Below are 11,941 nucleotides of genomic sequence, written 5' to 3'. Positions count from 1 at the left end.
CGGAGCAAGTGCATCGCTCGCTGGTGTGTGAAACGCGTGCTGACGCTGAGCGACGGCGAGCCTCGAACATGAGTGCTCTGACCGCCCTCGCCCGCCTGCACGCCATGCGCGCGGGCCGCGCCCAACCGATCGCCGACGTGCGCCACACGCACCTGTCGGACAATCCGCTGGTACTGGTGCCACTGAAGCTGGCAGGCGAGGCCGCCGCACCGCTGGCGGTCATGGTGGGAACCGACCCCGCCGCACCGACACTGCTGACCGTGCCGCAGCCACGAGACCGGGTGCTGCGCCTACGTTTCCTCGCCGAACTCGCCGAACTCGTGCTCCCCTACCTCGCGGCCTACGCCGAGAACACCGAGGAGCTGACCACCAAGTCGGGCGAAACCTACCAACGGTGCCTCGACGCACCTCAGCTGTGGGTGCCGAACTCGGGCGGGGTGGGGTTCCTGAAGCTACTCGGCCGCTCGGTGCGATTTCACCGAACCGAGGGCGACAACCCTGTCCCCGAATCGATCCCGCTGCTCGGCCGTTGGCTCACCTGGTTCTGCGATCGCGCCGAGCATCCCGGCTCCAGCACGCTGGTCCCCCTCACCTCGGTGCTCTCAGCGCACTGGGCTACCGGCCAATCCGCCCTCGAGGATGCCAACCTCGCCGCGCTGCTCGGGTGGATCGCTCCCACGCCCGGCAGCACCGGCGCCGAGGCCGCCGCGCGGGCCGAAGACCCGCTCTCGGTGCCGCCCGCCGGTCCCGCCACCGACCCCGGTTTCGACAACGAAGAGCTCGCCCCGCTCATCGCCACCTACGACACCGCCGAGGACGACGAGGCGAAATCCCTTGCCGCACGACGTATCGAGCGCGCTCTGCACGCCCAGGTCGAGCCGACCTGGCAGCTCATGTGGCAGGGGCTCGCGCTGCTACGTGAACTCTCGGCCGGTTCTCGAGTCGCCCGGCGGTGGAACGAGGACGTCGGGTCGTTCTCCTACTTCGCCGGATCGGTGGCCGAAGGTGTGCCGCAAGCGCGGCGGGATTCGGCGGTGTCGGCCGTGCGGAAACTGCTCGATCGCGAGCGGGCGCTCGAAAAGTACGAGGCGGAAAAGGCTTTCGATGATCCTCGGGCCATGCTCGAACATCGGCTGGCCGGAACGGCTTTCGTCGGTACCGTGATCGGTGTCGATCCGGCCCGTGTGGTGATGAGTGAGAAGAATCGTCCCCTGCTGCGACCGATTCTGCAGGTGCGCACCGCCGATCCGATCGTCACGGCCGAGGGCGACGAGTTCTGCAACGTCGGCAATCCCACCCAGACGGGAACGGTGTTGCCGGTGGAGGGCGATCACGACTACATCGTGCTGGAACTGTCCGGTGGGATGGGCACCGGGAAGGTCGCCCGTCCAGGGTCTGTCCCCGATCTCGGCGCCATCGTCTGCTTCGCCGGTTTCAAGATCGGGAGTGGCGGGCCGCCCGCGAAGCTTCCTGCCCGCGAAGACACTCCGTGGACACACGGCGGCCCGCCGCCGGAGTGGACACCGGAATCCGAACCCATCGAGGAACTGTGATGCGAACAGCGGACGCGGCCGTCGACGGCATCCTCACCGACCTCGCCGACACCTCGCACCGCGCGGTCGTGGTCGATTCACCGCCCGGGGCGGGCAAATCCACGCTCGTGGTGCGTGCGGCGCGACAGCTCGCCGAATCCGGTGGGCAACACATCGTCGTCGCCCAGACCAACGAGCAGGTCGACGATCTCATCGACCGCCTCGCCACCGCCGATCCCGCGCTGCGTATCGGAAGGCTCTCCCGCACCGGGTACCTCAAGCCGGATCGCATCGACCGGCCGAACGTGACCGTCGGCCAGAAGATCGCGGACCTCACCGAGAGCACCATTCTCATCGGCACCGCCGCCAAATGGGCGACGATCGACGACGGGCGCTGGCCGCACGCGATCGTCGACGAGGCGTATCAGATGCGATCGGATATGTTGCTGCGCATCGCGAATCGCTTCGACCACGGGCTGTTCGTCGGTGACCCCGGTCAGCTCGATCCGTTCGCGACCGTCGAGGTCGGTCGGTGGGCAGGCCTGGACTGGGATCCCACGATGAGCGCGGTCAGCGTGATGCTCGCGAACAACGACGACATCCCCGTGCACAGCCTGCCCGTGTCCTGGCGGCTGTCCGCGACCGCGGCGCCGGTGATCTCGAAAGCGTTCTACCCCTTCAACGAATTTCGAGCAGGTACCGGAATCCACGATCGCCGAATGGAATTCGCCGCTTCCGGGCTGCGCAGCCCGATCGACGACGTGCTCGACGAAGCGGCCGAACACGGTTGGGGCTGGTACGAACTGCCCGCCCGCCACACCCTGCGCACCGACAGCGAAGCCGTCCGCGCGATCGCCGAGATCACCTGCCGCGTACTCGAACGCAGCGCGACAGCCCATTCCGAACAAGGCTCCCGCCCCGTGACGGCCGAACGAGTCGCCGTCGGCACCGCCCACCGCGACCAGGCCGATGCCGTGCGCACCGCGCTGCGCGGCACCCCGGCCGAATCGGTCACCGTGGACACCGCCAACCGCCTGCAAGGCCGCGAATACGATGTCACCGTGGTCCTGCACCCACTGTCCGGCCGCCGGGACGCCAGTGCATTCCACCTCGAAGCGGGACGTCTCTGTGTCCTCGCCTCCCGTCACCGTCACGCCTGCATCCTCGTCGGCCGCGCCGGCATTCCAGAACTCCTCGACGCCCACCCCTCCGCCGAACCCGTGCACTTGGGCGTTCCCGTGAAGTTTCCGGACGGCTGGGAAGCCAACCAGGCCATTCTCACCCACCTGTCCCACCATCGCGTCTCGGCAAACGTCTGACGCCCATGTCTTCTCAGCGAGGCCACACGACCACCGATCTCCTAACCGCTATCGGCGAGTGCGATCGTTCCACTATCGCCACCCAGGTCGCCGCCGCTGCCGACAAACGCAAAGTTGTCGTCGAGACGTTCCCCTTGGCCGATTGGCCCACACTGCCCGTGGAGCGGTATGCACTCGGACTCGGAGCCTTCTGCGAGGGTGCGAGTGTGGATTTGGAGTCGCGGCCAGCAGTGGCGAGACGTCCTGCCGTGTTCGGGCTGGTAGCCTCTCGCATAAGCACTCCGAAGGGGGAAACGTGGCAAAGACTGCGTTCGATTACGGGCAGGCCGACATCGCAGCCTTCAAACAAGGCGCTCAGAGCGGCTCCATCAAGTTCGATCCCCAGGCAGTCACTGATGTTGTGCAGGTTTACGACACCCTTATCCGCGGGTTGGAGGAGCAGCTCGAACGTGTTCGGACGGCGGCTAACATATCCGGCTTTGGAGGCTTCCCGTCTACACAGCAGCTGGCAGCAGGCTTTGCTGGCAAAGCCGAGCAGTACATCGAGGTTCTCGTCCAGTCGATCGAGGGAGCGATTCGTCTCCAAGAGGCATACCTAATTGCTGGGAATCGCCTTGACGAGGCAGATTCGAAGTATGCCAGAGCGCAAGAGATTGCCACTCAGTATCTCGGAGCGGAAAAGTGAAATCGGTCGAGCTTGCGCAGGCCATGTTGGCGATCGGCGCTGCCGCCGCACTGGTGACCGGGTGCGGCGGCGGATCAGGGGACGGCGGCTCGGCATCAGCCAGTAGTAGCCCATCCTCAACTCGACCTAGCGTCGCAGTTCCCGTTTCACCAGCTCCGGCGCAACGTAACATGAATGGTCGCCCAGCCGTGACCTTCGACCCCTGCGTCGATGTCGGCGATGATGTGATCCAGCAGATGGGCTTCGACCCGAAGTCCCGGGCCAGGTCCGAATCCGAGCTGGCCGGGGATACCTACACATTCCTCGGCTGCAACTTCAAGCAGAAGAACGCCGAGGGACGTCGAACGTGGTCGTTGGACATGTACGCGACCAATATCAGCATGACGGAGTTTGGTGACCGGTATCGGCAGACAATGAAGGAATACACGATCGGCGGTCAGCCCGCCATGACCTACAGGCTGTCAGAGTCGGATTATCAGGGCGGCTGCTTCTTAGCGATGGATTCCTCGGTTGGCGTGCTGAACCTGTCATTATTTGGATACGTCGATCGCGATCCCGGTGACCCGTGCGTTCGTGTGCGCGTAGTAGCCGAGAAGCTTCAGAGTGACCTACCGAGGTGAGGGCTCGCCGGTTTCGGGAGTTGGCCCAGCGTCGTAGCGATCCGCCTAGCGCGTAGGTGTCGCGATGGTCGTTGTCGGGTCAGGCATCTTCTGCACGAACGGTTCCGGTTTGAACGGCTCGCATACCTGTTGAGCGAGATTGCGTGGCGCGTTCGGGCTCAGGTCTATGCCATCGTCCACCAATAGCCACCTTTGCCCAGCGGAAACCGAGCCATCAGCGGCTGGGCGATCGGTCCATTGAATGCGGGGGCGAGTCAGTCCGTACAGGCCAATGGTTGGATCTGGCGGATCGATCTTCCCATTCCACTTTAAAATGTACCTTCCTGGAACGTTGTATGAGCAGATTACAACTTCGATGGTGTCATTGCCTACGTCTTTGGCGCTAATTACCCGCAGGGTATTCCCACCGGTGGTGTCGACCCAGCCGGGCGGGGTGGCCTCTTTCTCAGGTACGAATACTTCAGGGTCGACTCGACTCCTGTACTTGGAATGGCGGTTATCCCATTCATGCTCGTCCTGCAAGGAGAAAAGGTCAGCTCTCATCTCAAGGGCGAACTCGGCCGCAGCCCTCAAATTCTCATCCAGCGGGACCGCCACGTCTGTGAAAGATTGCTCAGGGGGATACGGAAACGGGATCGTCGTTGAAGTCGTCGGATTAGATTGCTTGTCGCCATCCGATCCGCCGCACGCAGTCAGCATCACCGCAAGTAAGCCAGAAATGGCGGCCTTGAGTTCGGCTCGCATCACTTGCCTTCCTTATCGTCACCAGGCGCATTTGCCTGATCATTATGCATCGAATACGACTGGCCGTAGTCGGTTAGATACTGATTGAGTCCGTGCGAGTTTAGGAATCTAGTAAAATCGGACCACATTGTTCTGTCCGCCTGTATTGCCTCAATACTGAATGGTTGACCGCCATTGTGAAGCGTAGGTGGCAGCTGATTGGCGTCGAATGCCGCATTCAAGATCGCAATTTGCGCGTTCTTGTGCGCGTCGGCGTACAGGGTCGAGTTGGGCGGTCGTTCCATGTATTCGTAATCAGGCTTGATCCACTCTTCCAACCCCTCGCTCAGCAGCTCGCCAGGTTCCAGCCCGATCATGCCGCCGAGAGTGGTCGCACCAGGGATCTTGCCAATCCCTTCATCCAGGAGACCGCCGGCAAGGCCGATGCCCATCATCTTGGCCTTGTACACGGCATCCTCGGGATTGGTTATGGCATCGCCTTTTTCTTTGTCTTGGTAGACGAGCGATTCGATCATGGCTGAGTCGATTCGGCCGGTCAAAGATCCCACATCGCTGGCTGAAAGAACTCCAGCGAGGTCGTTCGGATCCCCGTTCAACGCCTGGGTGAGCTGGGACTGGTGGTACTGCTCGACCGCAGTGGTCAGGTTGAGCCGTGATTCCTCTGTGAAACTGCTCAGCTGGAGGAATCTGTCGGCTGTCTCGGCATGCCAGAGCGCTTTCCCGTCGTAAACATCGGTCTTGAAGGAGTACCCCTGCTGGTTCCCGGGCGAGCTGACGGCCTCGAGGTTGTTGGCGACGGCCCGGCTCATCGCGTTCGAGAGCTCATCGTTCTCGGAGAAGCTCTTCTTCATCTTCTCGAAAGTCTCGTTGTCGGGGTTGAGGACGGCGTTCATCTCGGCCAGATCGTTTTGGGCCCGCTTGTATCTAGGGTCGTCGGCCGGGAGCTGGGATTCTTCGGTGATTCGGTCGATCAGAGTCGAGGCGCCTTTGCCCTCGTCGGGCCACTTCTCGTAGCCGAGCAGAGTGCGTACGGTCTCGTCCCGGTCGTACTTGTCGCCCATTCCCTCACCAGTCCAGATCTGGTGTGCGGAGTCGTCGTTGCGTCCACCGAGGTTCGCGAACGCTGCGGCTGCTTCGTCGCGGTCGTTCCAGGTGTACTGGTCCTGCACCATGTCGGCGGCTTTTTCATACATCTTGGTGCCGAGCTGGGTACCTGGCTCGTATCCGGGATTGGACTCACTGAGTAGTGCAGCGAGCGCACTGGTGTCCTCATGTTGTTGCTGGAGCAGCACGGTCGGCGACTGGGCCTTGCTGGGGTCGGTGCCGATGGGGTTGATATCAGTGCGTTTGGCTTCGAGGAGTTCGCGGAACTCTTTGGGCACGTTCTCGTAGTTGCCTGTGCCGGTGAGTTTCCCGTCGTCGCCGCGTCCGGTGCCGATGTCTTCGTTGCTGATGACCATGAGGCCGTTGGCGAGGGAATCGAGTTGTGTTGCGGCCTCGGGGTTTCCGACCTTTTCCTGCTCTTGGAGGTATTCGCTGAGGCCGAGGATGCCCTCCTTGCCGCCAGTCTTGTAGAGCTCCTTGTAGTACTCCTGCACCGACGCCGGGAGTGTGTCGACCTCGCCGCCTTCGGACAGGATCTTCAGCTGTTCATCTGTCAGCGCGTGCGTGGGGAGCTGGTTGGCGACCTCGGCGAGCAATGCCGGGTTGCGCTGGTGCTCAGGGGTGTTGGCCCACTCCGCCAGCTTCGATCCGTCCTGGTTGCCGAGTTTGCCAGCGTCGGAGGGAGCGACTTCGGCGTCGAGACCGCTGCCGATGAGGTCGCCGCGGACGCGGACCTCCTGGGCGGCAGCGGAAATGGCTGCGGAGGCTTCGCTCGCCGCGTTCTGCATGGCGTAGTAGGCGGCGTTGATCAAGCCCTGGTGGTGTAGCACCCGGTCTTTGACCTTCTGCTGGTCCTCACCGGAGAGGTGGAACCCGCTGGCGTTGGCGGAAACCACCCACTTCTCCGTGACGACAAGGGGCAGCGGACATTCTGCATCGTTTTCGGCGTCGGTGACGCGGCCGAGGAGAGTGGCGCGTTCATCGGACAGCCGTGTATCGGCCGCGCGCAGGGCGTTGGCGATGTCTTTGATCTCCTGGACGAGCCGCAAGCCTTGAGTGCGTTCTTCGGTGAATCGGTCTGCGGCAGCATCGTGTGCTTTGCCGGACCAGGTGGTGCCGGTGAAGTGGGTGATCATCCGAGCCAGCTGAGTCTCGTACCCCTGGGTATCGGTCTCCATCTCGGCGGCCCATTCGGAGAGCTTGAAGGGTTTCCAGTCGGTGACTTGTGGTCGTGTCGGCATCAGCGATCCCCCCGCACAGTGAAGTCCATAGTGTCGAGCTTCTTCTTGAACTCGTCATCGGTGGTCGTCAACGTCTCCGCGCTCTGCCGGACAATTCCGGACAGCTTCTGGATACGCTGCGCCACGCGCAGCCACGCGCCCTCGGTCAACTCACCCGCTTGCGCACACACGCCGCCGACCGAGCATCCGGGCAGGGCGGCAGCGATCTGGTCGCCGGTCGTTCGGACATCGATCTTGTCGACCTCGGCTGCGACACCATCGAGCGTGGTCGCCAGGTTCTTCAGTTCCTGGATGTCGGCTTCGAGCACGGCGTGCTGCCCCCTTCAACAAACGGCCCGGCTGCGCGAGACGGCACCGGCAAATAGGCCAAAACCTCTGTGGCGAACGATAGTAGAAGTGCATGCCTGACCTACAGGTGGTCGAGCTGAGCCTTGCGGTACAGCTGGTCAGCGATAACGTCCTCGCTGGCAGGGATAACCGAGGTGTCGTTGTCGTCTACCGAGATCAGATAGCGGCCAGCGGCCGGGTGGTCGTCTCGAACGTCGATCCAGTTCAGGTAGATCCGAGGATGCGGGTGCCGAGCCTGGAGGTGCTGTTCGATACATAGATGTCCATCGGCCGTGCGTGGCGCACGAAGGAGAGCTCGAATACGTTCCTCGACGGGCTGTTGGCCATCGACCGTGATTCCCCACGAGGCCGGTGGTTGCTCGCCACGGACACGTGGTGTGTAGCCGAGCATCGGAGCGATCGCACCGGGCTGGGCGGGGGGCATGGTCGCGGCAAGATGGCGGCCGAGCAGGTGCCGTTGCGTGACAACTAGTTTGATGGTGCCGCCGAACTCGGCGGTGCTGCCCGATTTTTGGAACAGGATCACGCCGAGGTTGGCGCTGGCAGCGGCGAGGGTACGAACCCGCTTATGGGAGCCGTGCGACTTGCCAGTACAAATCAGACGCAGGTCTGGGTCGGCCAGAGCGCGTAGCGGGCCGGTGAGGTCCGGGTCGGCGCGATGCGGGAACCGGGCGCTGATCTCGGCGCGGCGATTCGCGTATTCGTCTGGAGTGGTGGGGCTTTCGATGATGCTGATGGGGTACGGATAGTCGTGCCCGGTCTCGGCCCAGATCCATACGAACTCATCGGGAGTGAAATCCCATACGGTACGAGTCTTCACCGACCAGCACCCGGGAGGTCGGTGGGCTCGTCGTCGTCCATGATCGGACCTTCCCCGGAGAAGCTGAAGTCCTCCGGTTCGGGCGTGGCCTCCACACCATCGCTTGGCTGGCCGTCCGTCCCGGCCCCCGCCCCGGCATCTTCGGCGATGGGGGCAGTGGCGGCAAGCGGTGTGGGCAACGGAGCGGCCATGCTGGGCGGCGGTGGTGGTGCCGCTGCCCGTGGTGCTACCGGCGCGGTAGCGGACGACGCGGGGGTCGACAAGGGTGCGGCTGGGAGCTCGTCACCGTCGGAGTATCGGACTGGAAGTGCCGGTGCACGGCGCTGCGCGCTCGGCGATTCACCCTCGCTCGCGGCGCTCGGCGTCGTCGGTGCGGCGCTCGCGGAGGCCGGGTGATAGGGCGCGGCGGATGTGGTTACGGACGCACTCGGGGTGGCCGCACCACCGGGGCTGGTCCAGGCGTCGTAGTCGCTACCGATCGCACCCGATGGCGCTGGCGGCAGATCAGCCAGCTCCGACTGGACGCCCTTCAGATAGTCGGGAACGCCGCGAGTCTGAGCGTCATCATCCTTACGCCGTGCCGCTGCTCCTGGCGCCATCGGTCCCATCGTCCCTGGCCTACCTGAAGCGGCACGCGAGGCTGCGGAATTGCCCGCGGCACCGGATCCAGGTGTGCTCGAGTTCGGGTTCCCCGGCACTGACGTTCCTGGCATGCCCGGCCGGGGTGCCGGAGCGGTGGTGCTCGAGCCTGGGCGACCGGGGGTGCTGCCGATTGGACTCTGATTGGGAGTCCCGGGTGTGGTTCCTGGATTCGATAGAGCGCCCGGCTGATTCGATGTCGGCGAGGAAGGGTTGCCCTGGTTCACCGACGCCGGCGAGGTCGATTGAGGCTGGGTGGTGCCCGCCGGGTTCGTGCTCGCCTGGTCGGTGGCGTTGGCGGGCTTCGTGCTGCCAGGCTCGCTCGGGTTCTGCACAGGCTGCTCTCGAGACGGAGCAGTCGGGTTGCCGTTATTCGGGTTCGGGGTATTCGCCGACGGCTGGTTGTTCGGGACGCCGGAGTTCGGTGTCCCTGGGTCGTCGTTTCCGATCGACGGCGGGGCGATCAAGGTCGGGACGTTCTCACCAGCAGGTGGGAAGATCGGCAGGTAGATCCGGTTGACCGCCGAGATCGCCTCATTTCGGGCGTTGGTCGCCGCCTCGGTGTCCGAACGGTCCTTCTCCCCGCCGGTAAGGCCAGGCAGCACCGACTCGTTCGGATTGTCAGGGTTCGGCGCCGCGCTGGTCGGTACCGGAGGCACTGCGGCAGCCAGCGCGACGGCGGCGTTGTACATCGAGTCCAAACGCAGGCCGACCGATTGCGCGATCTCCCCGGCCTGTTCACCAGCCTTCGCGAAGCGTTCCGATGCCTGGCGTGCGGCATCCGCGCCCGCGCTTTCCCACTTGTCCTGCATCGCACGCGTCAGTGCCATGCGGTGCATCTGGAATAGCATCGTCGCGGTAGTGGACGCATTCGACCAGGCGGTCACCAGTTTCCACATCGCCTCTTTGTCGATGCTGTTCACCGCATCCCAGATCTCCTGGTGTGTCATCGTCTCAGGAGGATTTTCCTGATTCGTCACATAAGGTGCGTCGACCTGGCCGACCCCGATTTCCTGGTCCTGCTTCAGCGCGTTCTGCTGAGAGGTCGTGGCCTTCTGCTGAAGGGCCGCCACCGGATTGCCGAGGATGTCCGTCACGAAAGACGTACCAGGGTTGGTCATCGCTGGACTCCGCTGCCGCACAGACTAATTCGGCCCGCGAATCTGAGATCAACGACCATGGCATCCCCCTAAACCCATTGGTGGGCGGAGCCTAGCACACCTCGGATGCCCGAGCCGGTCCGCTGAACTGTCCTCAGCCGCGTGATCCGCGTCCAGGACGACCGCCGTTATGAGGACCCCCGCCTGGTCTGCGTCGAGAGGCAAGCATCAATATCGACGACCTGATGGGCCGTCCCCCATAGATGAGACCGTTCGGTATTAGAGTCCTTGTTTGGCCTGGTGAGGGCCGAGAAGGGACACTGAGGGACATGGCAGGACGCAAGCGGCACTCCGCGGAGGACATCGTGCGGAAGCTGCGCCGTGCCGACGAGTTGACCGCCGCCGGTAAGACCGGCGAGGAGGTTGCCGCGGAGATCGGGGTGTCGACGGCGACGTTGTACAACTGGCGCCGCCAGTACGGCGGGGTGGACACCGACGCGGCGAAAGAGCTCAAGGAGCTGCGGGAGCAGAACGCCCGCCTGAAGCGGCTGCTCGCGGATGCCGAGCTGGAGAAGGACGCTCTGCGGGAGATCGCACGGGGAAAATTCTGAGCCCAGCAGCCAAGCGCCGCGCCGTGGACATGCTTCGCACTATGAAGAGCGTGTCGGAACGGTTCGCGTGCAAGGTCGTTGGGCTGAATCGGTCGACCTATCGGCGGCTGCCGATCAAGGACACTCCGACCGATCCGGATGCCGGTTTGCGTGCGTGGCTGCGCTCGTACGCGGTCAAACATCAGGGGCACGGGTTCCGCCGTGCCTGGGCCGTCCTGCGGTTCGACGAGGGTGTAGGCGTCAACATCAAGAAGGTCCACCGTCTCTGGCGCGAGGAGGGCCTGCAGGTCCGCGAACACCATCCCCGCAAACGAGCCGGGGTCTCCTCGGCCCCGCCGGTCGAGGCCGATGCGCCGAAGGTGGTGTGGGCGTTGGATTTCCAGTTCGACTCGACGGTCGACGGTCGGGCGGTGAAGATCGCGTCGATGATCGACGAACACACCCGAGAATCCTTGCTGCACCTCGTGGAACGGTCGATCACCGCCGACCGGCTCGTCGCCGAGCTGGAGAAGGTGTTCGCCGAGGCGGGCGGCCCGCCGAGGGTGCTGCGGATGGATAACGGTCCGGAGATGATTTCCCGTGCCCTGCAACGCTTTTGCGCCGACAGGGTCGGGATCTCCTACATTCCTCCGGGCACGCCCTGGAACAACGGCTTCGTCGAATCGTTCAACCGGCGGCTGCGGACCGAGTGCCTGAACCGCAACCACTGGACCACATTGCTCGAGGCCCGGGTGGTGATCGGCGATTTCAAGGTCGACCACAATCGGCGGCACCGGCATTCGGCGCTGGGCTATCTGACCCCGGCCGAGTACGCTGCGGCCTGCACCCACACCCATCATCCGATGGCCTGCGGGACCGACTGAACACGATACGAAATCACCTGGCTCTATTCCTGGGTGGTCTCGTCGTCGGGGACCGCTCACTGAAAGACGCTGTCCCGAAACACCAGGAATCCCGCCTCGAACGCTCCGACCTCACCTTCGGCAGCTACGCCTTCTCCTGCGAGACCCCGTCCGCTGGAACAAAACTTGGGTGACGACTCGACCGCGAGCAGGTTGTCGACTTTCTCGAACAGGTCCGCAATGTCCGCAACTACCTCATGCACCTCGCCACCGATCCCCTGTCGGCGGAGAAGTACGCCGTCGTCAACGGCCTCCTGCAACTTCTGAGGACGGCCG

General features: G+C 63.9%; 10 protein-coding genes. 5 read left to right on the top strand and 5 right to left on the bottom strand.

Annotated elements, in window-relative coordinates:
- The first annotated feature begins 68 nt into the window (after positions 1–68).
- The 4 genes from ACRWNM_RS03460 to ACRWNM_RS03445 all read left to right on the top strand — a co-directional run bounded on the left by ACRWNM_RS03460 (position 69) and on the right by ACRWNM_RS03445 (position 4,156).
- The gene (locus ACRWNM_RS03460; protein ID WP_431963345.1) at positions 69–1,553 is read left to right on the top strand and encodes a hypothetical protein; all 1,485 of its coding nucleotides are present in this window, start codon (positions 69–71) and stop codon (positions 1,551–1,553) included.
- Positions 1,553–2,851 (top strand): AAA domain-containing protein, encoded by a 1,299-nt coding sequence (locus ACRWNM_RS03455; protein WP_431963343.1) that lies wholly within the window; start codon positions 1,553–1,555, stop codon positions 2,849–2,851. Before ACRWNM_RS03460 ends, ACRWNM_RS03455 begins: the two co-directional genes overlap by 1 nt.
- A 295-nt stretch (positions 2,852–3,146) precedes the next feature.
- Positions 3,147–3,536, top strand: a complete 390-nt coding sequence (locus tag ACRWNM_RS03450) for a hypothetical protein (RefSeq protein WP_431963341.1) — start codon at positions 3,147–3,149, stop codon at positions 3,534–3,536.
- Entirely contained in the window at positions 3,533–4,156 is a 624-nt protein-coding gene (locus tag ACRWNM_RS03445; protein ID WP_431963339.1) for a DUF3558 family protein, read from the top strand. The genes ACRWNM_RS03450 and ACRWNM_RS03445 overlap by 4 nt, the downstream gene beginning before the upstream one ends.
- Before the next feature lie 45 nt (positions 4,157–4,201).
- Here the strand turns inward: ACRWNM_RS03445 and ACRWNM_RS03440 are convergent, their stop codons facing one another.
- From ACRWNM_RS03440 to ACRWNM_RS03420, 5 genes are all read right to left on the bottom strand, one after another.
- Positions 4,202–4,900 (bottom strand): hypothetical protein, encoded by a 699-nt coding sequence (locus ACRWNM_RS03440; RefSeq protein ID WP_431963337.1) that lies wholly within the window; start codon positions 4,898–4,900, stop codon positions 4,202–4,204.
- The gene (locus ACRWNM_RS03435) at positions 4,900–7,245 is read right to left on the bottom strand and encodes a hypothetical protein (RefSeq protein ID WP_431963335.1); all 2,346 of its coding nucleotides are present in this window, start codon (positions 7,243–7,245) and stop codon (positions 4,900–4,902) included. The genes ACRWNM_RS03440 and ACRWNM_RS03435 overlap by 1 nt, the downstream gene beginning before the upstream one ends.
- Entirely contained in the window at positions 7,245–7,553 is a 309-nt protein-coding gene (locus tag ACRWNM_RS03430) for a hypothetical protein (RefSeq protein WP_431963333.1), read from the bottom strand. The genes ACRWNM_RS03435 and ACRWNM_RS03430 overlap by 1 nt, the downstream gene beginning before the upstream one ends.
- Before the next feature lie 101 nt (positions 7,554–7,654).
- Positions 7,655–8,413 carry an ESX secretion-associated protein EspG gene (locus tag ACRWNM_RS03425; RefSeq protein ID WP_431963331.1) on the bottom strand — a complete coding sequence of 253 codons (759 nt, stop codon included), beginning with the start codon at positions 8,411–8,413 and terminating at the stop codon, positions 7,655–7,657.
- Positions 8,410–10,173 (bottom strand): hypothetical protein, encoded by a 1,764-nt coding sequence (locus ACRWNM_RS03420; protein WP_431963329.1) that lies wholly within the window; start codon positions 10,171–10,173, stop codon positions 8,410–8,412. Before ACRWNM_RS03420 ends, ACRWNM_RS03425 begins: the two co-directional genes overlap by 4 nt.
- 308 nt (positions 10,174–10,481) lie before the next feature.
- Here ACRWNM_RS03420 and ACRWNM_RS03415 point away from each other — a divergent pair.
- Positions 10,482–11,626, top strand: a protein-coding gene (locus ACRWNM_RS03415; protein WP_431963592.1) for an IS3 family transposase whose coding sequence is annotated in 2 segments (ribosomal slippage) — positions 10,482–10,758 and positions 10,758–11,626 — 1,146 coding nt in all. Because the reading frame shifts where the segments join, the coding sequence is not laid out codon by codon here.
- Positions 11,627–11,941: the final 315 nt, after the last annotated feature.

It is taken from the genome of Nocardia sp. bgisy134 (assembly GCF_965341865.1).
GTDB lineage: Bacteria > Actinomycetota > Actinomycetes > Mycobacteriales > Mycobacteriaceae > Nocardia.
This window is presented reverse-complemented; position numbering and strand designations above follow the sequence as displayed.

Bases quoted from the DNA above. Each gene is read 5' to 3' on its own strand.
- ACRWNM_RS03435 (WP_431963335.1), bottom strand. From the start codon at position 7,245: ATGCCGACACGACCACAAGTCACCGACTGGAAACCCTTCAAGCTCTCC.
- ACRWNM_RS03440 (WP_431963337.1), bottom strand. From the start codon at position 4,900: ATGCGAGCCGAACTCAAGGCCGCCATTTCTGGCTTACTTGCGGTGATG.
- ACRWNM_RS03460 (WP_431963345.1), top strand. From the start codon at position 69: ATGAGTGCTCTGACCGCCCTCGCCCGCCTGCACGCCATGCGCGCGGGC.
- ACRWNM_RS03420 (WP_431963329.1), bottom strand. From the start codon at position 10,173: ATGACCAACCCTGGTACGTCTTTCGTGACGGACATCCTCGGCAATCCG.
- ACRWNM_RS03455 (WP_431963343.1), top strand. From the start codon at position 1,553: ATGCGAACAGCGGACGCGGCCGTCGACGGCATCCTCACCGACCTCGCC.